Origin of the sequence: Sporosarcina sp. FA15 (genome assembly GCF_051550195.1) — a bacterium.
Taxonomy (GTDB): domain Bacteria; phylum Bacillota; class Bacilli; order Bacillales_A; family Planococcaceae; genus Sporosarcina; species Sporosarcina psychrophila.
In genome coordinates, this window is record NZ_CP188818.1 from 1,323,486 (window position 1) to 1,345,987 (window position 22,502).

General features: G+C 37.9%; 17 protein-coding genes and 1 pseudogene. 2 read left to right on the plus strand and 16 right to left on the minus strand.

What is annotated here, in order from left to right; all coding sequences use genetic code 11:
• Window positions 1-471 precede the first annotated feature (471 nt).
• The 7 genes from ACP8HG_RS06315 to ACP8HG_RS06345 form a co-directional block, all read right to left on the minus strand.
• Window positions 472-1,950: an amidase family protein gene (locus tag ACP8HG_RS06315; protein WP_438298366.1), complete on the minus strand. Its 1,479-nt coding sequence runs from the start codon at window positions 1,948-1,950 to the stop codon at window positions 472-474.
• Window positions 1,951-2,066: 116 nt separating this feature from the next.
• The gene (locus tag ACP8HG_RS06320) at window positions 2,067-3,026 is read right to left on the minus strand and encodes a GNAT family N-acetyltransferase (protein WP_438298367.1); all 960 of its coding nucleotides are present in this window, start codon (window positions 3,024-3,026) and stop codon (window positions 2,067-2,069) included.
• Window positions 3,027-3,176: 150 nt separating this feature from the next.
• Window positions 3,177-4,307 (minus strand): radical SAM/CxCxxxxC motif protein YfkAB, encoded by a 1,131-nt coding sequence (gene yfkAB / locus ACP8HG_RS06325; RefSeq protein WP_067209383.1) that lies wholly within the window; start codon window positions 4,305-4,307, stop codon window positions 3,177-3,179.
• Window positions 4,308-4,599: 292 nt separating this feature from the next.
• Window positions 4,600-6,462 (minus strand): ABC transporter ATP-binding protein, encoded by a 1,863-nt coding sequence (locus ACP8HG_RS06330; RefSeq protein ID WP_438298368.1) that lies wholly within the window; start codon window positions 6,460-6,462, stop codon window positions 4,600-4,602.
• Window positions 6,459-8,183, minus strand: coding sequence for an ABC transporter ATP-binding protein (locus ACP8HG_RS06335; RefSeq protein WP_438298369.1), 1,725 nt, complete (start codon window positions 8,181-8,183; stop codon window positions 6,459-6,461). The genes ACP8HG_RS06330 and ACP8HG_RS06335 overlap by 4 nt, the downstream gene beginning before the upstream one ends.
• Window positions 8,184-8,228: 45 nt before the next feature.
• Window positions 8,229-9,263, minus strand: coding sequence for a HAMP domain-containing sensor histidine kinase (locus tag ACP8HG_RS06340; protein ID WP_231885836.1), 1,035 nt, complete (start codon window positions 9,261-9,263; stop codon window positions 8,229-8,231).
• Between the two features lie 5 nt (window positions 9,264-9,268).
• Window positions 9,269-9,943, minus strand: a complete 675-nt coding sequence (locus ACP8HG_RS06345) for a response regulator transcription factor (protein WP_067209392.1) — start codon at window positions 9,941-9,943, stop codon at window positions 9,269-9,271.
• A gap of 589 nt (window positions 9,944-10,532) precedes the next feature.
• Between ACP8HG_RS06345 and ACP8HG_RS06350 the strand changes: the two genes are divergently transcribed.
• The gene (locus ACP8HG_RS06350; RefSeq protein ID WP_067213947.1) at window positions 10,533-10,832 is read left to right on the plus strand and encodes a DUF3243 domain-containing protein; all 300 of its coding nucleotides are present in this window, start codon (window positions 10,533-10,535) and stop codon (window positions 10,830-10,832) included.
• Window positions 10,833-11,351: 519 nt separating this feature from the next.
• Here the strand turns inward: ACP8HG_RS06350 and ACP8HG_RS06355 are convergent.
• Window positions 11,352-11,579: pseudogene (locus tag ACP8HG_RS06355) on the minus strand (hypothetical protein); the annotation flags it as partial.
• A gap of 210 nt (window positions 11,580-11,789) precedes the next feature.
• Window positions 11,790-13,100: a GntP family permease gene (locus ACP8HG_RS06360; protein WP_438298370.1), complete on the minus strand. Its 1,311-nt coding sequence runs from the start codon at window positions 13,098-13,100 to the stop codon at window positions 11,790-11,792.
• 409 nt (window positions 13,101-13,509) lie between these two features.
• On the opposite strand from ACP8HG_RS06360, the gene ACP8HG_RS06365 reads away from it, so the two are divergent.
• Complete coding sequence (locus tag ACP8HG_RS06365) at window positions 13,510-14,127, plus strand: TetR/AcrR family transcriptional regulator (protein WP_255428695.1); 618 nt, start codon at window positions 13,510-13,512, stop codon at window positions 14,125-14,127.
• A gap of 321 nt (window positions 14,128-14,448) precedes the next feature.
• Here ACP8HG_RS06365 and ACP8HG_RS06370 read toward each other — a convergent pair whose 3' ends face one another.
• The 7 genes from ACP8HG_RS06370 to ACP8HG_RS06400 all read right to left on the minus strand — a co-directional run bounded on the left by ACP8HG_RS06370 (window position 14,449) and on the right by ACP8HG_RS06400 (window position 22,398).
• Window positions 14,449-15,468: a ketopantoate reductase family protein gene (locus tag ACP8HG_RS06370; RefSeq protein WP_187044870.1), complete on the minus strand. Its 1,020-nt coding sequence runs from the start codon at window positions 15,466-15,468 to the stop codon at window positions 14,449-14,451.
• Between the two features lie 92 nt (window positions 15,469-15,560).
• A complete protein-coding gene (locus ACP8HG_RS06375; RefSeq protein WP_354313097.1) occupies window positions 15,561-16,472 on the minus strand; it encodes a fumarylacetoacetate hydrolase family protein in 912 nt (303 codons plus the stop codon).
• Window positions 16,473-16,769: 297 nt separating this feature from the next.
• Entirely contained in the window at window positions 16,770-17,477 is a 708-nt protein-coding gene (locus ACP8HG_RS06380; RefSeq protein ID WP_067209409.1) for an ABC transporter ATP-binding protein, read from the minus strand.
• A 4-nt stretch (window positions 17,478-17,481) separates the two neighbouring features.
• Entirely contained in the window at window positions 17,482-19,296 is a 1,815-nt protein-coding gene (locus ACP8HG_RS06385; RefSeq protein WP_438298371.1) for a branched-chain amino acid ABC transporter ATP-binding protein/permease, read from the minus strand.
• Window positions 19,250-20,137 (minus strand): branched-chain amino acid ABC transporter permease, encoded by an 888-nt coding sequence (locus ACP8HG_RS06390; RefSeq protein WP_067209413.1) that lies wholly within the window; start codon window positions 20,135-20,137, stop codon window positions 19,250-19,252. The genes ACP8HG_RS06385 and ACP8HG_RS06390 overlap by 47 nt, the downstream gene beginning before the upstream one ends.
• A gap of 32 nt (window positions 20,138-20,169) precedes the next feature.
• Window positions 20,170-20,913, minus strand: a complete 744-nt coding sequence (locus tag ACP8HG_RS06395) for an SDR family oxidoreductase (protein WP_438298372.1) — start codon at window positions 20,911-20,913, stop codon at window positions 20,170-20,172.
• A 270-nt stretch (window positions 20,914-21,183) separates the two neighbouring features.
• On the minus strand, window positions 21,184-22,398 hold the full coding sequence (locus ACP8HG_RS06400) for an ABC transporter substrate-binding protein (protein WP_438298373.1): 1,215 nt from the start codon (window positions 22,396-22,398) through the stop codon (window positions 21,184-21,186).
• Between the last annotated feature and the right edge of the window lie 104 nt (window positions 22,399-22,502).

The window sequence follows — 22,502 nt, forward strand, 5'->3', positions numbered from 1 at the left end:
CTCTTGTGACCATTTATCTTTTGGATTAAAGAGACATTCGCCAAGATTGAAATTAGGAATAAAAGCAATGATTCCATCGAATATTATATATTCTTTGTGGCAAGAAGGAAAACAACTATTCAGATTACCAAATTTACAAGAGAGTCCCCGTTAAGTGAAGTAATACAGACAAAATCCATGTTTCATTTCACCAATATGGATAAGTTATTTTTTTACCCGTCCTTTTTGCTCGAATTATTGTAATTAATTAATAACAATCTCAGCTCAATTATTGAGCGATATAAAATTTCTTATCGTATAGAGTACGATTGAATAACAATAACGAATTTTTAATTTAGCGAAAAAGACGGTAAGGCTACCTATCACTCTCCGCCGCTTTATCGGATGCTTTTTGGTACATCCATTAGAGATAATATGGAAAATTGCAGTGTTTGAATGAGTGACAGTCCCGCAAAATAGCTGCTCATCAATTTAACTTTCGTGATATATCAAGTTAGGTATTTTTCGATGATTAGTAGCCTGTTCAAATGCATAGGCAAGTTTTATTAATATCCCTTCATTAAAAGCAGTACTTGCCAAAGTTATACCAAAAGGTCGTCCACTTCTCATATAGCCCGCAGGAATAGCAATGGAAGGATACCCAGCTTTGGCGCAGATCGTTGAACCTATATAGGATGGAAAAAGAATAGCATCTAGATCATACTTTTTTAAAGCAGAATCAATTCCTATCTGAGAAAAATATAAATCATCCAGTTTTGCCTTCAAATATTCAGGATTCCTAAGCGTGTTAGGCAATCCAACCATTTCCTCCAACTTATTCTGTCCATATTTTAATGCTCTATCTGCAGCACTGTTATTAAACTGAATCAATTCAGTTATAGAGTGTACAGGCAAATGAGAGGGAAGCTTGGAAAGATAATTTTCTAAGCTATGTTTCAACTCAGATATTAATACCACCCTTTTCCACTCTCTATGAAAAGAAGGGATTTCGATATCCTTAATGACCATAGCACCTTCTTCACTTAAGATTTGAATGGCATTCTTAAATAATTCATCATCGTATTCCTCAGATTCATAAAACTTTTTAGAAGCGTTGGTGAATACACCTATTTTAGCACCCTTTAACCCCACAGAATCCAAGTAAATTGAATAATCCTGTTGTTGCCTTCCTTCACTTTTATGAGTTGCAGCGTCAAGTTTATCGACACCAGCTAAAGCTCCTAATAAAATTGCTGCGTCCGCAACCGTTCTTGCCATTGGTCCTGCCGTGTCTTGAGAATATGTGAAAGGGATTATTCCAGTACGGCTAATCAATCCAACAGTAGGTTTTATACCTACCACCGAGTTTGTAACCGCCGGACTTAGAATAGAAGCATCTGTTTCAGTGCCAACTGACAATACTGTAAAATTTGCCGCAACTGCCACAGCAGAGCCTGAGCTCGATCCACCAACATAAAGTTCAGCATCACCATATGGGTTCAGTACTTGCCCACCTCTGGAACTATAGCCTGCCCACATTGTATTCGACATCCCATTCGCTAATTCTGTCATATTTGCCTTACCTAAGATCACCACACCTGCTTTGCGAAGTTTTTCAACAAGGAATGCATCTTCACTACTACTATGACTTTCTAATGCGATAGTTCCTGCACTCGTATGCATGGAATCATTTGTTTCAATATTGTCTTTAAGTAATACAGGAATACCATGTAAAGGTCCTCTAACACCCTTTGTTTTTCTTTCGTAATCTAGTGCTTCAGCGATAAAGATTGCATCAGGATTTATTTCAAGGACAGAATTTATTTTTGTACCATCTTGATCATACTTTGCTATTCTATAGAGGTAATACATGATCAACTCTTTTGACGTTACTTCTCCGTTTTCCATAGCTGCTTGTATATCATTAATCGTTAATTCTTCTCTAAAAAAATTGTTGAAGTTAATTTCCACTTTACCCCTCCCTCAAACCATTTTCATTTCCCTTATTTAATTGTCATAAGTCATTTTTCTATTTTAAATCATATGTTCTTTTTTTGAAGACACTTTTCACGAATGCCTCTTTATGGTCATTTAGTTACTTGATAATATGCTTCAAGTAGTTCTTCAACTAGAATGCCATTGATTTTCATACCGGAAAACTCACTTTGTTGTATATCAATATTCTTAAGATTACAGTCAATAAACTTGCTTCCTTCGAGATCGCACCTCTCAAAAGATAGTGGTGCTTTTGTTTCACCAAGATTTGTATCAGTGAAATGAACCCCGCCCAATGTAACCAGCATAAATTCACTGTTTGATAGATTTAAATCAGCAATCAGAGTATCTCTTAGATTTATGTTTTGAAACTTTGAATGGCTAAGATTGCAATTGTTAAAATGGCTTTTCATCAGATTACTATTACCAAATGAACTGCCTGTTAGGTTAACCTGATAATAATCGGTTTCAACCATACCGCAATTTTCATACTGTATGTTAGAAAGGTCTTTATTTTGAACTTGAAAATTCCTAATTTCTAAACTTTGGCTTTGTATATCAACTCCTAACGAAACACTTTTTTTCCGCTTTTCGTAACCGTATTCCTCTTCCGTTTGAAAGGTTTTCTTAAAACCCAATTTTTCGTAAAAGTAGTGATTATTAAGTTGTCTACTAGAGGTTTCCAGGTCCCAAGTTAAAACATTAGGGAACGATTCTTCTAATAAACCAATGACTTTTGAGCCTATGCCTTTCCCTTGAAATGCAGGAATTATAAATAAACGGTCAATTCTCCCGTGAGTTTTCCCCGACAATGTAACAACAACACCACCGACAATCTCTCCATTACAGATAATCTTATAATAATTCAATTCTCTAATCATATATTTAGCAGCTTCGATTGAAGCATAGTTTGATGGTTGGATATTATAATCAATAATATCCTCTTGTTTTGTCAGCCATTTTCTAGCCTCTTCATCAAATGTTTTTTTCTTAATCTTCGTTAATAGTTCCGCATCAGCTATTGATGCCTTTTCAATAGTTAACATTGGCATTTTTAGGTTCTCCTCCATTTTCTTTTCCCGCTTCCATTTTATCATAATAATCCTAATGTTTTATTCAATTGAAGAAAAACACTGCATCCACGTAAAAACGACACGACTATAAGCGATCAATGCTCATAGTCGTGTCGTTTTTAGTTTAGATTAACGTGTAATAGCCGTAATCCTCTTCGTGAAGTCCATCTCAGGATAATATGCTTCTTTTACCAATAAATTAGGCCCTAAGCAGTTAACCGCGGGACAATGGCAACCAATCGTTTTTGCAAGTGGGCGCTCAAGCCAGCGGTCGAGCATTACAGGAAGCGATTCCGTTTGAATATTGCCCATTGGCGGTGTATCACCAAAATCCGTGACAATCACATCACCAGTGAAAATATTGACGTTCAGACGGGATCTGCCATCTGGGTCATTACGTACTGATACGTTTTTACTGTTGTAAATTCGTTTTAACAGCGCCAAATCATCTTCGTTATCACTGCACGCATAAAATGGCAATGTACCAAACAGCATCCAGACATCTTCGTCACGATGATCCAGTAGCTCATGAATCGCTTTCCGCGTTTCATCTAATGAAAGCACTTCAAGCTGAGAAGCGAAATCACTTGGATACATCGGGTGCACCTCATGGCGCGCACATTTCATTTCCTCTACGACTTGTCGATGAATATGTTCTAGATGCGGCAACGTCCGTTTATTCAACATCGTTTCCGCTGAAACCATGACACCTGCTTCAGCCAATGCTCGGCTGTTATCGATCATCCGCTGGAATTGCTCAGCGCGACGCTCTCGAGGTGGTTTACGTTCCATATTAGCGAATCCACCGTCCACGAAGTCGTCAACTGTGCCCCAGTTATGTGAAATATGTAAGACGTCCAAATAGGGTGCAATTGCCATATAGCGGTCGAGTGGCATCGTTAAGTTCGAATTCATTTGTGTACGGACTCCACGTTCATGCGCATACTTTAATAACGGTAGAACATAGTTCTCTACCGACTTTTTAGAGAACATCGGCTCTCCGCCTGTGATACTTATAGTTCGTAATTGTGGAATTTCATCTAGGCGAGACAGTAGCAATGCTACTTGTAATGCGTCAGGATCTTTATGCTGTAACATATACCCGACTGCACAATGTTCACAACGCATATTGCATAAATACGTCGTCGTGAATTCAATGCTAGACAATGTCAGTTTACCATGCTCCTGTACATCCAAGTATGCTTCCCATGGATCGTAAGCAGGCGTCATTTTTTTGAGTGTTGCTACATCAGTTTTCATTTTTTATTAACTCCTATACGTATAATAAGCTACTAAAATAGTATGCACCTCAAGTGGACCTTTCGCAAGGCATAAAAAATACCCTATCCAAGAAATCAATTCGTGGATGGGGTATTTCTACCTCGTCTAGACTTAAGTGCCTCTGAACAGGCGCTTCCGCTTTTGTCTCGTCCAGACTTCCAGCGCCTTGCCCCTCGAGTCACTTCAGTCTTGCTGATAAAGGCAAAGAGCGCCTTTATCTTCAAGCCTTCCAGTGCTAATCGGGGCAGAACAGACGCTTCCGCTTTTGCTGTTACACTGCAGGTTTATTAGAAAACTGGCTGTTGTACAAATCTGCGTAAAAGCCGTTCTCTTCCAACAGCTCGTTATGTGTTCCTTGTTCAATTACCTTCCCTTGATCCATTACGATGATTAGATCAGCATCCCGGATCGTTGAAAGACGGTGAGCAATGACAAAGCTCGTTCTCCCTTCCATTAAGCGGTTCATCGCCTGTTGAATGAGGAGCTCTGTCCGTGTATCTACACTCGACGTCGCTTCATCCAAAATCATAACAGGAGGATTTGCCAGAACGGCACGAGCTATCGTAATAAGTTGCTTTTGTCCTTGAGAAATGTTAGATGCTTCCTCATTCAAGACTGTATCATAGCCCTCCGGCAATGTTCGAATAAAGTGATCGGCATGAGCCATTTTGGATGCAGCGAAAATCTCATCATCCGTTGCGCCCTCTTTCCCGAAAGCGATATTGTCTTTAATCGTCCCATTAAAGAGCCATGTATCTTGTAGAACCATTCCAAAAGTCGTTCGAAGATCTTCACGTGACATATCACGTGTGTCGAGTCCGTCAATTGTAATCTTCCCGCCGTTCAGTTCGTAAAAACGCATTAATAAATTAATCAATGTCGTTTTCCCGGCACCAGTTGGCCCTACAATGGCGACTGTTTGACCTGGGCTCACGTCAATGTTCATATCTTCAATTAACAAATCGTCCCCGTAACCAAAGTCGACTTGTTCAAATGTCACTGTACCTTCCGCACGCGTTAAACTCGCTATTGTAACTTCTTTTATTTCTTCTCCCTCATCAAGAAGTTCAAAGACCCGCTCCGCTGCGGCGACAGTCGACTGAATGATATTCGCGATATTTGCCGTTTGCATAATCGGCTGTGTGAATTGACGTGTATACGTAATGAACGCTTGAATATCCCCGATTGAAATAGCGCGCTGTGTTACTAAAATACCACCAACTACACAGATAACGACATAGCTGAGGTTCCCAATCAAAGACATCACTGGCATGATAATCCCGGAAATGAATTGGGCTTTACGGCCAGCATCATATAATTGTTCATTCACCTCATCAAATTCAGCAACGGACTTTCGCTCATGGCCGAATGCTTTGACGACTTGGTGACCTGTGTACATCTCTTCAACATGGCTATTCAATTGACCAAGCGTACGTTGTTGGGCAGCGAAATGCTTTTGTGACCTCTTCAAAATTGGCCGAATGCCAAACAACGATAGGGGTAAACTGACGAGCGCAATAAGTGTCAACACAGGGCTGATCGTTAACATCATGATAAGAATCCCAACAATTGTAACAACTGATGTGATAAATTGCGTCAAACTCTGTTGCAATGTGCTTCCAATTGTATCAATATCATTCGTTACCCGGCTAAGTGTTTCACCAACCGGGCGGCCGTCGTAATATTTAAGCGGTAGTTTCTTAAGCTTGCCGTTGACGTCTTCCCGTAAATCATACACCGTTTTTTGTGCCACACTCGACATGATGTATTGTTGAATATAGCTAAATAGGCTACTGATGACATATAACCCTGCGAGTAAAAGGAGTAACTTACCGATTGCCTCAAAATCAATTCCTGCACCAGGCACACCTATGGCCTTGCCATAAGCACCTTCAAATAATTCGGTAATCGCATTCCCCATTATTTTAGGTCCTACAATCATAAAGACTGTACTTAAAATTGCCGCAAAAAATACAGCGATTAATGAATTGCGACGGGGTTTTAAATAACCAATCAGGCGGCGTAATGTACCTTTAAAATCCTTGGCCTTTTTCCCTGTCATCATCATCATATTTCCTCCGCCAGGTCCCATTGGGGCTCCGCCTTGAGGTCGTGACTGTTTTTGTTCACTCATGCGATTTCCTCCTCCGAGATCTGTGATTCGACGATTTCACGATAGACCTGATTATGTTCAAGAAGTTCCTCGTGCGTACCAATGCCGGCAATTCCGCCGTTGTCTATGACAATGATCTGATCCGCATCGATAACGGTACTAACACGTTGTGCAACGATGAGGACAGTCGCTTGCTCCGTTTCATCTTTTAAAGCAGCACGTAAATTTGCATCCGTTTTGTAATCAAGTGCAGAGAAACTATCATCGAAAATGTAAATATCCGGTTTGCGAATTAACGCACGCGCAATGGACAATCGTTGTTTTTGACCTCCTGACACATTCGACCCACCTTGAGAAATAACAGCATCGTAGCCGTCATCCATCCTTGAAATGAAATCTTCAGCTTGCGCAGTACGAGCAGCATGCTCGATTTCAGCTTGCGTTGCATCTTGTTTGCCGAAACGAATGTTTTCAGCAATCGTACCGGAAAAGAGCAGCGCTTTTTGTGGAACGAAGCCGATTTTCGATCGTACTTCTTCTTGTGATGATTCGCGAATATCAACACCATTGACGCGAATCGTACCGGTAGTAACGTCATAAAAGCGTGGAATCAAGTTAATAAGCGTTGTTTTTCCCGCGCCTGTTCCGCCAATAATAGCGGTCACTTTACCCGATTTTGCCGTAAAGCTAATATCCGATAATGCTGGCGCCTCGGCACCTGGGTAGCTGAATGATACACTGTCAAATTCAAGTGTTCCGGGCTCTTTGTCCGCTTTTTTAGTACCTTCATCCAGAAACGTTGGTTGCATCGCAAGAACTTCGTTAATCCGTTTTGCTGAAACAGCAGCTCGAGGTATCATAACAAACATCATCGATGCCATAACAAGTGCGAACATAATCTGCATAACGTATTGTATAAATGCCATCAAATCCCCAATTTGCATGGCACCATTATCAATTCTAAGTCCACCAAACCAAATTACCCCAACAACGGTTAGGTTCATAACGAGCATCATAACAGGCATTAAAAATGCCATCATCTTGTTAACCTTTATCGATACATCAGTCAGATCTTTATTCGCTTTCTTTAAGCGAACCTGTTCTTGTTTTTCACGGTTAAACGCACGAATCACACGAATACCTGTTAAGTTCTCGCGTAAAACAAGGTTTAGCCGGTCCAATCGCGTTTGCACAGTTTGGAACAGTGGTACTCCTTTATAAAGAATAAGTAACACTGAACCGATTAATATAGGCATCGCCGCAACAATAATTAACGATAACTTTGCATCCTTTGAAACAGCCATAATTATACCGCCAACCAGCATAATCGGAGCACTTACGACCATCCTTAGCATCATAATGACCACTTGCTGCACTTGCGTGATATCATTTGTCGTTCTAGTAATCAGTGATGCCGTGCCAATTTCATCAAAATCTTGAAGTGAAAAATTCTCCACATGATCAAATACTTTTCGGCGGATATCCCGACCTAATCCCATTGCCGCTTTTGAAGAGTAGTAACTTGCAACAACAGATGCAATCGCCCCAAGTGCAGCAACTAAGAGCATGATTCCTCCAATCTTCCAAATATACGGGATATCACCAATAACGACTCCTTTGTCGATAATATCCGCCATTAGCGTCGGCAAAAATAGATCCGACATCGATTGAATGAAAACAAGTCCTAATATCGCTAGTACAATCCATTTGTAGACGGATAAATTTTTTAACAATTTTAACATTCCACAGATTCTCCTTGTTCTATAGACTTCCTGACAATCACTTTCTTAAATTAGCAAAGTAACTGTAAAAATAGTGCCTTCATTCAATTTACTTTGTACTTGAATAGAACCATCATGCATGTCGATGATTTTCTTCGTAATGGACAAACCTAAGCCGCTTCCACCTAGCATACGATTACGTGATTTATCCACTTTATAGAAGCGCTCAAATATATGCGCTTGATCTTCCTCAGCTATACCCATTCCTGTATCCGCAATGGTCACAACTGCTTCCTGCGCACGCTGATATAGAACTATTTTCAGACTACTACCACTAGGTGTGAACTTGATACTATTGTTAATGAGATTAATCCATACCTGACTCATCAGCTCTTCGTCAGCGATGATTTCCACTTCATCTAATGAAATATCCAACTCCAACGATTTAGCAACCCATTGAGGTTCACAAGATAGAATGATTTCACGAATTTGTTTATCCAAACGATACGCTACTGGCTCAAAAGGATGATGTTGAGATTCTATGGATGTTAGCTTCAGTAAATTATCGCTTAGATTGGCTAATCGCCTACTCTCGGTTTCAATAATCCCAAGATAATGTTCCCGTTCCTTTAACGTTAAATCGCTTTGCTTTAAGACAGTAGCAAAACCACTAATCGAGGCAAGTGGCGATTGGATTTCATGCGAGACATTGGAGATAAACTCTTGACGCATTTGCTCTATTTGATTCAGCTCTACCGCCATCTCATTAATGCTCTCTACTATTTTTCCAAAAGGATGATTCTTTTTATGTTTAAATTGATTCGCCAACTTGACATCATAATCGCCCTTGGAAATTCTTCGCATGGCATCAATCATCATTGTGAAAAAATCCATTCGGCGTGGAGAAACAAACCTCGAAAAAATCCAGCTAGTAAGAATAAAAAGGAAGATCATTGCAAATAGTGTAATCAGCCCTCTAGAGAAGTCACTGATATGCAAATCCCATTTCTTATGAATGAACGAAGTTCCTAAGTAAGCTAGCGACCAGTAGCAAACAGTTACGATTAACCACGCAATTACGGCCGTTCCAATACGCAGCACTTTTCTCAACCTTCTACCTCTAGGCGATAACCTAATCCACGAATGGTGCTAATCTTAAAGGAATCACAGTGATCGGAAAAACGCTCGCGCAATCGATTAATATGCACGTCAACCGTTCGATCTGTACCTTCGTAATCATACCCCCATATATCCTCAATCAACTGCTCCCGCGAAAAGGTTTTACCTGGATAGCTCGCTAATTTAAACAGCAATTCAAATTCTTTCAGCGGTAGCTCCACGTTTCGATTTTCCAAGAACACTTCATATGTTTTGCGATTCATCATCAGTTCGCCTACCTGAACCGTCTGCGAAATTGCAATTCGATAGCGTTTAAGTAGCGCTTTTACCCGTGCAACAAGTTCAGCTGGCTCAAATGGTTTCACAAGATAATCGTCTGTACCCAACTCAAACCCTTTGACTTTCTGTGTCGTATCTCCTTTGGCTGTCAGCATCAGCAACGGGATATCATACTGCTTTCTAATTTCTCGGCATAACTCCCATCCATCCATGTTTGGCATCATTATATCTAATATAACTAGGTCTGCCTTAAATGACTCCAGTGCTGCCAAAGCTTCAACACCATCACATGCTTCAACAATTTCAAGGCCGTCTGGACGTAAGAAAAGTCCGACCAACTCGCGCATATGTGGATCATCATCTACAATTAATACCTTTGCCATGCTTGAACACCTTCTTTCTTTGCTCAACAATTAATTCATTTTAATAGATGCATGTAAACTCAATATAAACAACGGTTATCAAATGAAGGTATTTATTAATTACTAACCCAGTAATATCAGCGTTTAGCGCTTCTTCACATTATACAGCTTTGTAAAAGAAGTGATATAAAACAGGATGGTTGGGGAGGATTTTAAAAAACGCTGATAGGCGCACAACCCATAACGAAAAAAACAGCTATCATCTCGATTGAGAAGCTGACTGCTTTTATTGTTCAGCTTTTCAAGTATATTGCTGACTTTATCGCGCACGTCTTCGGATTCTTCTATAAAAACTTCATATTCAATTTACCGATTAAATAGTCTTTCGCCATGTACATCCTTTACAATGACTCGTTATATTCAACAGACGTAACTAATTAATTGAACACACTTGCTTCCCCTTTTGATTCACCATACCGAGTTATTGTTTGTAATATAAATAAAAAACTCATTTCCATAAAGAAATCGAAGTAATTATTTTCCTGTTTATAGCACTGAGTTTAAGTGAACACTATAAGTTCAAACAAAAAAGGGAGTGTTTTTAGTGGATATGAAGGATAAAGTACAAAAAGAATTATCTCAGATTGACGTCGAGAAAAAGGACGAAATTTTAGAAAACTTTAATCGATTCAAACAGTATCTTTCGGAGAAAGTTGAGTTAGGGGAAAACATGGGCTTGAGTGAAGAAAAACTTGCCAAAACTACAGAATTAGTTGCAAATTATCTCGCCAAACACGAAGAGCCCCGCAATAGGGAGGAAAAAATGCTAATGGAACTTTGGAATTCCGGTTCTAAAGAAGCGCAACACACATTAGCGCATATGTTACTGGAAATGGTACGGAAAGCTTAGTAAAACGAGTAGTTCATGTTTATATTAAATAAATGACTGTAATTAATCAAAATGCGACCTATCCGCTAATCTGTGGATGGGTCGCTTTTACTTTATCTTACTTATTTATCGCAACAAGTATATTAACCGCTAACACCCATACAGTTACAGCTGCGGAATATTTTGGACCAGCGGATTTCAATGCAAATAGATGGCCCGTATATGATCTCACGCCCACCTTCAACTAAAGTTCCTTATTAGTTGAAGAAACGATTTGTAAAAACAAACATTATAGGCTCCATTAAAAAATAAAATCAAATCGCCAAGTGTACCAACACAAAAAAACACAACATAATAACTTGCAATCGTGATTTCATTGTTAAACAGTTCTTTGAATGCCTGAATAAACAACGCATTAAACTTAAACTAACTTAATATCCAAACGATTAAAAGAAAACTTACAATCATCATTGCTCTTTCTTGTCCCCTTCTTTAAAACAAATAGATTCGCTATCTTCTTATTCATTTATTATCCATGCTTCAACTAACTTTGAGGCTAACTCTCCGTTTGATGAAAAGCGTTATCCCGAACTTTTCAAGTACTTGTGTAGCCGTTATTTCTACTTCTTCGTTGTTCGACACATCTTCTTTGAAAAAAGTCTCGTCAATACCGGATGAATGTAATTCCTGTACTTTTGCATCCCCAGCTTGTTGATCAAAATCAAGAACGACTACCCATGCACCTTGTTTACCAAATAACGTAGCTGCAGCTGCACCAACAACTGGTACTCTTTCACATTGCCCCTATAATGATTACGACACCTTGACCACCTCCAACACGGAATATAACAAGTCCTAATGACTTACTAGACTATTAAATTCTCTGAAGCAGGATAGTAACAATTACCTCTCCGCAAGATATTTTTAAGTAAATACCGAATTCCCGCTCTAACAACATAAACATGATTAATCAAATAATTAATAGAACAAAATTGCAACTATTAATGCCGGAATAGCTGATAGAATAGGAGCTATTACGCAAGTCATAAAAACATGTATGTATCCATCTTTATGTGTTAGTCCTGTTACAACTAAAGTCGTTATTATTGCTCCATTGTGAGGTAAGGAATCCAAACCACCAGATGCCATTGCTGCAATCCTATGAATTGCGTTCGGATCTAAGTCTAAATTCACATAAGTCTCTGATAAAGTTTCCATCGCTATCCCTAAACCGCCGGATGCTGATCCAGTAATACCAGCTAGAGCCGTTGTTGCAATATAAAGTGAAATCAACGGACTTCCCGGAACATTTGTCATTATATCTACGAAAATAGCAAAGCCTGATGTTGCCGCAATAACAGCTCCATAGCCAACGTCCGCACTTGTATTAATTAGTGGTAAAACTGCATTCGTTGCACCGATGTTGATTGTTTCTTTTTTCATATCGATATAATTCCAAAAGACGATTGTACAAATTAAAACAGAAATCATTAATGTATATAAGACTTCTATTTTTAATAAGTTTAATAAAACTAATAAAAGTATTGGCGGGGTCATACTTAACATTAAATTGGGTAATTTTTTGTTAGCATACTTATCGATGATTTCCTCATCTTTTTTATCCTCAAGATTTTTCATTGTTGCATAAGTTTCGCCTTTTTTCTCAGACCTATTTAAGGCATATTTTAAATACCAAAGATTAAGCACAAGGACAGTGATGGTTCCTGCAATTCCAATCCATGCTCCCGATGTAACACTAGTGTTTAAATAACTGATTGGAATAATATTTTGAATTGAAGGTGTTCCAGGTAACATTGTCATCGTAAATGTTCCGATTCCAATGAAAAAGGGTGCCAAAAATAAATGCCAAGGTATATCCATTTCTTTGAAAAGTGGTTTAGCAATTGGTAAAACTGCAAAAATAACAACGAACAAACTAATACCGCCATATGTTAAAAATGCACAAATCACCATAATTGAAACCAATACTTTATATTTACTGTTTTTACCTAAAACTTTCAACAATGATTCTGCGATTCTTCTTGCTGCTCCACTGTCATCCATGAATTTCCCAAACATTGCAGCAAAAAGGAAAATTAAGTAGTAATTCTTTGCATAGTTAACAAACCCAGCCATATAGTCATTTTGAAATGTTTCTAAAATTGGCATACCGTTTAGCACTATAACAAATAAGCTGACAATCGGGGCAATAATGATAATTGTAAATCCCCTTAACGCAAGGAATATTAATAAAATTAATGAAAGAACTATCGTAGTTATACTCCACATTCCCATTCCCCCTTGTATATTTCTTTAAGCTAGTACTCTACCCTTTAAATACTCTAGTTCGAAGCGTACTTTCATAATTGATGACTTCAAACCTATGAAAGTGCTCTCTATTACTTGAGTATTTATCACCAACAAGATTAAATTGTTTTTCAACCAAACTGCAGCACAATTTAAATCAGACTGTAGTCTAATTGTAATTCAAGAAGCAATATTCTGTCAACAGGATATTAGAGTACCATTAAAACAATTCCAAAACCCAGTGTTTACTTGAGTATTAATTGCTAAAATGATTGACTTACTATAAAATAACTTTCATAACCAGACCCAAGTACAAATTCAACTGGATTGCAGCCTGATTATGATATAATAGATAATATTCTGACAACACTATATTGGAGTGATTTTTTTGATGAAAAAAGAAAATAAACAAAGTAGAGGTAAAATGACTCAAAAAAGAATTTTAGAAACTGCATTGAAATTATTCACTGAAAAAGGCTATGATAAAGTAACCGTTGATGAAATTTGCGAAAAGAGTGAGTCATCTAAAGGTTCTTTTTATCAGCATTTTTCATCAAAATCAACTATATTTTTAGTGAAATTCTTTGAAGTAGATAACCACTATGCCCAAGTAATAGAAGCTATGCCGGAAGATATCGATGTGTATGAAAAAATATCAATATTTTTTCATGAGGCTTTGTGTATCATTAATGATCAGATGGGAAAGGACTTAATGAAAGTCATTTATAGTTCCGCGCTTGTTTCAAATGACCATACTTATTTCTTAAATAAAGATCGAGAACTAACTCGTATTTTCATATCTTTCGCTGAAGAAATCCAAAGAAACCAACCGATAGATTCTGCTTCTCAAGTAGAGGATTTATTAATGATGATGAGTCAAACAATGATGGGCGTTATATACTATTGGAGTGTTAGCCAAGACGATCGAAAGTTACCTGAGCTGGCTCAATACGTTACAAAAACAATGATTAAAGGTCTGAAAAGTTTGAACGAGGTTCATTTGCCCTAAGTGGATTATCCCCATATTTAAATGGGCACTTACACATCAGAAATTATGAAAGTTTAATTATTCGAGAATGTCCCCCTGCAAGCACCCCTTTCTATAAGCCACTATTCGAAGGGAATTTATCAAATAGCTTGGTCCTATTAATTCACTCATACTGCATAAAAAAGGCAGGAATCAGAGGAGATAATCTTCTCTGATTCCTGCCTTTCAATATGCGGTCTATTATTGATTATTCACCTAACCAAAAGAATCGAAACCTTACATTGCGACTGGATTCGCTTCGTTCAATTGCACCTATACAGCCTCAGAAATTCTAACATCTTTTCACTTAAAGAATTCATCAATATAATGAAGCGTTTTAATTTCCTTGTTCTTTTCTTTGGCTTTCACAATTTTAACTACCATATCATTATAGGGGGTTGCAATACCGTATTCTTTTCCTTTGTTACTAACAACTCCGTTTATGTAATTAATCTCGGTTGTTCTTCCTTTCTCCAAATCTTGCAACATGCTTGCTTTCGTGTCACGGTGTTGATCCCAGGTCTTTTTAAAGTAAGGAAATTTACTTAGTATTTCTTTTGGGGTACGATCATTTAACTCCAGAAGTCCGAGATCCTGGTCCTGCATTTTAACTAAATCTATACCTTGCGCGTAGGCTACTTTAATCGTTTCGTCGGCAAGATGTGCAAGACACCAATAGCCCCTAGGATCGTCTAATACCTCACCAAAAGTACAGCCAAGCGCGGCCGACATCCCACTAAAAGTAGCATTCATTAATATTTTAGACCATCTAATGCCAAGCAAGTTATTAGATACTTCAGAACCACCCACATTTTGCAGAATTGCGTTAACTGCTTTAATTCTTTCAGTAACTTCTCCATTCATTTCTCCTATTTCAAAGGCAAACTCTTCTAAAGCCTTTTTCTTCGATGTTAATTCAGTAACACCGGGTTTAATCCATGTTGCTCCAAAACCCACAGCTCCGCCAATCGTTCTATCTTTTCCAATAATTTCTGCTACACTTTCTTCGGGAGCCCCGTTTTGAAGAGTACAAATAATACTAGTAGAATGAAGATGTGGTAAAAGCTTATTTAAGACCTCTTTGTTATCGAATTGCTTTGTTAGTAGAAATAACAAATCGTATTTATCAGTTAAGTCATCTAGATAATAAGCATGCCCATGTGTTTTCACTTGAATAGAGCCTCTTATTTCAGTACCATTTTTTTGCATTGCTATTACATTTTCTTTAAAGCCATCTATTAAATCCACTTCAATGCCTTTTGAGTTTAATAATGTTCCTAACACAGTTCCTATTGCTCCAACGCCTACTATACCAATTTTCATTTTCAAGTCACCTTTCTCTTATAATTAACTTACTATGCAGCATGTTAATATCGTGTCCTATATCTTAACTTCCTTGTGCGAAATCAATTTAGTTATTCCACAATCGTGTTTTTCAAAATACCTAACTCAGTTACTTCTAATTCAACGGTATCACCTGGTTTTAACCAAGATTGTTGGACTCCACTCAATTCTAATAGACATCCTGTTCCAACTGTTCCTGATCCAATAATATCTCCTGGGTATAACGTGGCGTTGATTGACGCCCTTTCAATCATATCTGCAAATGAATAGTGTATATCTTTTAAATTACCTTTGGAAATTTCTTGCCCATTAATTCTCGCCGTCATTGTTAAATCATGTCTATTTTCAATCTTATATTTCTGTAGAGATTCTTTAGTGACAATATACGGACCAATTGACGTCGCAAAGTCTTTTCCTTTTGCAGGTCCTAAACCTATTTTAATTTCCTCCATCTGTATATCTCTAGCCGACCAATCATTGAGAATCATGAATCCAAAAATATAATCTTCAGCATCTCCAGCTTTAATGTCTTTACCTTGTTTTCCAATTACACAGGCAATCTCAAGTTCAAAATCCAAACACTTTGTAAAAGAGGGATAAGATAATGGTGTTTCCGGACCGATAATCGCATGATGATTAGTAAAATAAAAAGCCGGGGCTTCGTACCATTCTTTAGGTATCTCTTTTTCTAAATTTTTATATGCATTTTTCAAGTGCAACTCAAAACTCATAAAATCTCGCACACTTGGCGGTCTTGGAATAGGAGCTAGAAGCTCAGTATCCCCTAGGTTATATGTACCGCTATGCTCTTCTTTTAATAATTCTTTAAGAATAGGGGTATATTTTTCATGGTCTTCAATAAATGTAAGTAGCTTAGAAGGTAATATCCCATCAGATAGCTCATTCATGTCGTAAACTTTTTGACCTTCAATCCATCCAGCTCTTTCTTCACCATTTATGTTTATAAAACTTACAAATTTCATTCTTTATCCCCCTGTTCTTATTATTTTTGTTCAACACCGATCAAGTTATGTGAACTTCTGTTTTTTATTAGAATGAACATCGTATTGAAGCAATTTTACTGCCTTCCAGCAAGCCCGCAACTCCAACTAGTTGAAGGCTTATGAAAGCATCAATCTTCTTGTATATAAACACATTCGCGTTCACTTAAGAGCAGATAATCAAGCCCTCTACAAGAAATTGATATGGAAAAATGTTTAAAGAAAATTCTATTTACATTATTAGAATTCTATTTTTTTATCCGACGCTAGTGAATTATTTCATACATTTCCAAGGTACGCTTTTGCGACATCTGGATTATTAAGTATCTCTTCTCCTGTACCCTCTAAAACAATACGCCCAGTTTCTATGACGTAGGCACGATCGGATATTTTTAATGCACTATTTGCCATCTGCTCAACCAAAAGCACCGTAACACCCGAGGAATTAATTTGCTTTAAAAGGTCAAAAACCTCATTTACAATGATAGGTGCAAGTCCTAGTGAGGGTTCATCAAGAATTAAAAAGGATGGTTCCGTCATAAGCGACCTTGCAATGGCTAGCATCTGTTGCTCTCCCCCAGAAAGGGTCCCCCCTAATTGCATTTTTCTTTCCTCGAGTCGTGGAAAACGTTCGAAAATCGACTGTATTAGAACATGCGTTTTCTTAGAATCCTTTACAATATGCGCTCCTAAAAGAATGTTTTCCATTACAGTATGTTGAGGAAATATCTGTCTCCCCTCCGGTACTATTCGAATTCCCTTGCGCACTAGCTGATCGGGACGATCATTGGAAATCTCTTTGCCTTGAAAGCAGATACTTCCACCTTTCCCCTTATGAAGTGCAACAATTGTATTGAGAATGGTGCTTTTTCCAGCACCATTCGCTCCTAATATTGTAACGATCTCACCTTGACTTACTTGGAAAGAGATATTATGAACAACTTCAGTTTTCCCGTAGCCTACAGTTAAATTCTTTACTTGTAACATCGTTTCACGCCCCTTCACCCAAATAAGCGTTTCTGACAACTTGATTGGAATTTATGCTTGCCGGATCACCCTCAGCTATTTTTTTGCCATAATCAAGTACTGTAATATAATCGGATATTTCCATTACTAAATCCATGTGATGTTCAATCATCAAAACGGTAATCCCAGCCTCCCGGACTTTATTAAGCAACTTAGAAAACTCCATAGTCTCTGTATCTGAAAGGCCAGCACATGGTTCATCTAGTACTAGAAGTTCTGGTTTCATACTCAGAGCTCGCGCCAGTTCTAATAACTTCTGTTGGCCCGCTGAAAGGCTTTCCGGTTCATTATTCGCTTGATTACTTAGATCTATTAAATCAAGGTAATCCATTGCTTCATAAATTGATTTTCTTTCTTCATTCTTCATTTTCCTTGTACGGAACATGGTATCGGTCAGTGAATAGCTATAAAATAGACGTCCCCCCATTGCAACATTTTCAACCACCGAAAGATTGTTAAAGAGTCTCACATGTTGAAATGTTCTCGAGATCCCCTGCCTAACTAGATCAATAATACTTTTACCCGTAATGTCCTTATCATTAAAAATAACCATTCCTGTTGATGGCTTATCAACTCCAGTAATTATGTTTAAAGTTGTGGTCTTGCCGGCACCATTCGGACCAATTAGTGAGTGAACCGTCCCTCTTTTAATCGTCATGTTTAGATTTTCTACAGCTGTATGTCCCCCGAATTTCTTAGTAAGATTCTTGATAATTAAAATATCATCATTATCAAAATTATTACCATTACTCACAACATTCCGCTTAATATCAAATAATTTTTGGTCCCTTTTTTCCATAATATATTGATTATCATCTATTTCTCTAAAATGCTTCTTAATGGTTCCTGCGATACCCGCCGGAAGTACTTGTGGGATTATGACAAGAAGAGCGCCATAGACAATCTGTTTCAAGTCAGGTGCTGCATTAAATAATTCTGGTATCATCGTAGCAATGATAGCACCGACTATTGGACCACTCAGAGTCCCTTGTCCACCCAAAACCACCATCAAAAGAATGAATACTGTAAATTGAAAACTGAAGGTATCAGGGCTTAAATAGCCACTATAACTAGCATAAATACCTCCGGCTATTCCAGCCAGTAATGAACTAAAAAAGTAGCCTATTATTCTATATTTACTAAAGTTAATTCCGACCCCGGCTGCTGCAATCTCATTGTCTGTCATTGCAATTAAATCTCTACCCCATCGACTTTTAACGATGTTCCTCTGTACGATAACACAAATTACTACTATTAGTAATATGAAATAGTACTTTTGAAGGGTATCTAGAGTGAATCCGAAAATATTCCAAGTAGGGACGAATAGCCCCTGTGAACCACCAGTAAACCAGGTCCATTCATTAAACACTCGATGCGCCATTTCTAGTAAACCAATACTTATAAGAGCTAGGTAATGGTGTTTTACTTTAGATGCCGGAAGGGAAACTAGTAAACCCACTAAAGCAGCTGCTATTGCCCCTGCTATAAGTCCCGCGAAAAACGGCATGTTGTAGGCGGTAATGGCCACTGCTGAAACATATGCCCCAACACCAAAATGTGCGGCAAAAGCAAAAGAAGTTATACCACTAAAGCCTGCAGAAATGTTATATCCAATTGCTAGGATGATATATATGAATATTAAACTTACTAATCGCAAGTAGTAGCTACCTGCCATTAGTGGAATAACTAAACTAATCAATAAAAGAGCAACCCAAAGGATAGTGAAATAAATTCTATATTTTTTCTGCGCTGAAGTTGCCTTTATTGAAAATTTTGGCACCTAATATCCCTCCCGGTAAAACTATAATGAATATAATCATAACTAAAAAGATAACGGCATCTTTTAATCCACCAGGGATCATCGTTCCAACAATTCCCTCTAACAAACCTAAGGTAATCCCACCAACAAACGCTCCTTTGGTATTACCTAAACCCCCGATTAACGCTGCTGCGAAAGCCTTGATACCAACTGCATATGTCATTGTATAGCTAGCAAAAGTTATGGGTGCAATAAGTGCACCTGCTATTGCCGCAACACCACCTGATATCGCGAAACAGGTCAACACAACGACATTACTTCGAATACCCATGATTCTTGCTGTATCCGGTTTATAAGATACAGCCCTAACAGCTCTACCAAAACTAGTTTTCTGAATTACAAATTGATAAACTATACCTATCGATATTGCAATGATAATCATCATGATTTCGTGCAACATAATATTTGCACCGAAAATACGGATATCCTGACCATCAAAAAGGAATGGGAAAGCTTTTGGTTCCGTTCCGAATAGCATTCGGGCAATATTGTCTATAATGATACTTGCACCGAAGAGAGTTACAATCCAACTTGAATTTTTCGATAAATCTCCTAATCTTTCGACCGCTGTCTTATAAATCAATATACTTAGTAATATGTTAATAAGTATTGCTAACAAAATAGCAACTAAGTAATTCATATTAAAAGCACTTATGAACCAGTAGCTTGTCATGGCTCCTATCATAATAACGGAGCCATGTGCAAAGTTAATGATACGTGTTGTAGAATAAATTATACCTATGGCAAGCGCCATTAAGGCATACATGCTTCCATTAGCAAGAGCAAATATTAGTTCCTGCATATATACTCTCCTCTCTTATCTTCCCAGTCTCATCATGTTGTAGCAGCGCCACTTACAATTATGCATTGCCCTGATAAGAAACTTGCATCATCACTAGAAAGGAAAGACACAACACTGGCAATTTCATTAGGTTTTCCAAGTCTTCCTAAGGGGGTGTTCTTTATATGTTCATCCATAATTTCCTTTGGGACAGTTTTATACATGTCTGTTTCAATATAACCAGGAGCAACGCAGTTCACGATAATATTCTTTGGTCCCCCTTCCTTCGCCAGAGTTTTTGAAAAGCCAATTAATCCTGCTTTTGATGTTGCGTAATTAGCCTGACCTACATTACCAAATGCAGATATGGACGAGATGTTTACAATCTTTCCGATGGCCTTATTCCTCATAATGGGTATAACGTGTTTACAAAGGTAATATGCACCTTTAAGATTTACATTTATAACAGCATCCCAAGCCTCTTCTGACATCTTGTGAAACATACTGTCCTGTGTAATACCAGCATTATTGACAAGTATGTCAATAGTACCGAAATGTTCCATAGCTTGAGAAACAGCTATTTCTACTTGTTTTTCATTTGATACATCACACTGAATGAGCAGAACTTTAGCACCACTATTATCGAGTCTTGAAATCATTTCTTTCGCCATGTTCAGATCATATTCAAGTACTGCAATACCTGCAATACCATCCTTTAGAAAACGATCAACTATAGATTCACCGATACCTTTACCACCCCCAGTAACAATTGCGTATTTACTTTTTAATTTTCCCATAATATTACCCTCCCAAAAATTAAACCGAATTTCATCTCTGAATTCTATTTTCCAAATGATCACGGCTTCAAAATTTAAACTTATATAAGATTTTCTTTTATTGATTTCCTGGTCATATATAAAGGATAAGTCTCCCACTTACATAAAACCCAAGTTAAGTTGGCCTCCCCAAATTCCTTCACTACCCTAATACTGCTCATCATTGTCAGCTAACCAGATAAAGAAGGATCACATTAAAAATTAAGGAGACCGACATCATATAGTTCTAAACTATTTTTTTATATAAAGATCGCCATTAAACATTTCTGAGATGCTGGCCATATCCAATTCTGCTAAAGGGTATCCCTCGTGAGATTCCTCCGAAAAGGCATATTGTTTTACAAAAACCGATTCGAATTCCTCCACACTATTTTCCAATACCTTTTTAACTTCATCGGTATCAATTGTACCTGCTTTTTCAATTGCCCACTTTAGTAAATAAACTGCCTCATAACTTGGTACTACGGAAGTAGGGTTTGTATCACGTTTTTCATATTCGCCGTATTCATTAATAATATTTTGATATATCTCCCAATATTTTGGCTCTAACTCTGTTTTACCAGAAGCCACTGCCCAGTTGTTCATAGAAATAACTGACACTTTATTAGCTCCAGGGCCAGCCAGTTCCTTAAAGTTTGGCATGGCCACTCCTGTATAGCCTAAAATATTCAATTTATCAATATAGTCGATTCGTTCCAGAGACCTTACAATCTTTGCCCCGTCAGCTCCTAAGGTCCAGAACAGTGCAACATCTGCGTTAGCCTCTTTTATTTTTTGTGCGATAGGCGTCATGTCTGGATCATCCGACTTATAAGTAGCTATTATAGTAGGCTCAACGCCATATTCTTTTAGCGTCTCTTCCATAACAGCAATTCCATCCACGCCAAGGGCAGAGGTATCAGCAACCAAAGCAATATTCTTATATTTTTTCTCTACTGCAATTTTGACAAGAGCCTTTGCCTGTGTAGCATTAGACGGCGTTATTCTAAAAGCATAGGGATTGTCTTTGCTGATAAGATTTGTACCTGTCGCTACTGGCAACATAGAAATAACTTTACTTTCCTGAAGATATGCCATTGAAGCTGCTGCTGGAGTCGAATTTGTAGGTCCAATCAGAAAGTTTGCCTTTTCCTTGTCCACTAATTCCTCCACAAATGTTTTGGATTTTGTCGGGTCAGCCTCATCATCACGTGTGGCGATTCTCACCTGAGCGCCCATGATACCTCCATTCTCATTAATTTCTTTTACCGCAAGTTCTACTCCTTGTGACTGCGCTTTCCCAAGTACAGCACTTGTTCCACTCATCGCTCCGATATTACCAATTACTATTTCACTAGGTGAACTATTACCTTCTTTAGGTGAACTACTACCTTCTTTTTCATTACTACAAGCGGTAACAAGTAATAAAACGCTTAAAAGAATTGAACTAACAAGTTTTTTTCTCATCTTAATCCCCCTCATTTTTTTCTGATAACAAAGTTAAGTTTAGTATTAAGAAATATTCTGTGACCAACAAATATATCCAAGATACCAATCCCAAAAGCGTGTAA

What these genes read in the sequence shown, in the direction of transcription:
- ACP8HG_RS06320 (WP_438298367.1), bottom strand. Translation starts at nt 3,026, where the DNA reads ATGCCAATGTTAACTATTGAAAAGGCATCAATAGCTGATGCGGAACTA.
- yfkAB (WP_067209383.1), bottom strand. Translation starts at nt 4,307, where the DNA reads ATGAAAACTGATGTAGCAACACTCAAAAAAATGACGCCTGCTTACGAT.
- ACP8HG_RS06330 (WP_438298368.1), bottom strand. Translation starts at nt 6,462, where the DNA reads ATGAGTGAACAAAAACAGTCACGACCTCAAGGCGGAGCCCCAATGGGA.
- ACP8HG_RS06335 (WP_438298369.1), bottom strand. Translation starts at nt 8,183, where the DNA reads ATGTTAAAATTGTTAAAAAATTTATCCGTCTACAAATGGATTGTACTA.
- ACP8HG_RS06345 (WP_067209392.1), bottom strand. Translation starts at nt 9,943, where the DNA reads ATGGCAAAGGTATTAATTGTAGATGATGATCCACATATGCGCGAGTTG.
- ACP8HG_RS06350 (WP_067213947.1), top strand. Translation starts at nt 10,533, where the DNA reads ATGAAGGATAAAGTACAAAAAGAATTATCTCAGATTGACGTCGAGAAA.
- ACP8HG_RS06360 (WP_438298370.1), bottom strand. Translation starts at nt 13,100, where the DNA reads ATGTGGAGTATAACTACGATAGTTCTTTCATTAATTTTATTAATATTC.
- ACP8HG_RS06365 (WP_255428695.1), top strand. Translation starts at nt 13,510, where the DNA reads ATGAAAAAAGAAAATAAACAAAGTAGAGGTAAAATGACTCAAAAAAGA.
- ACP8HG_RS06370 (WP_187044870.1), bottom strand. Translation starts at nt 15,468, where the DNA reads ATGAAAATTGGTATAGTAGGCGTTGGAGCAATAGGAACTGTGTTAGGA.
- ACP8HG_RS06375 (WP_354313097.1), bottom strand. Translation starts at nt 16,472, where the DNA reads ATGAAATTTGTAAGTTTTATAAACATAAATGGTGAAGAAAGAGCTGGA.
- ACP8HG_RS06380 (WP_067209409.1), bottom strand. Translation starts at nt 17,477, where the DNA reads ATGTTACAAGTAAAGAATTTAACTGTAGGCTACGGGAAAACTGAAGTT.
- ACP8HG_RS06390 (WP_067209413.1), bottom strand. Translation starts at nt 20,137, where the DNA reads ATGCAGGAACTAATATTTGCTCTTGCTAATGGAAGCATGTATGCCTTA.
- ACP8HG_RS06395 (WP_438298372.1), bottom strand. Translation starts at nt 20,913, where the DNA reads ATGGGAAAATTAAAAAGTAAATACGCAATTGTTACTGGGGGTGGTAAA.
- ACP8HG_RS06400 (WP_438298373.1), bottom strand. Translation starts at nt 22,398, where the DNA reads ATGAGAAAAAAACTTGTTAGTTCAATTCTTTTAAGCGTTTTATTACTT.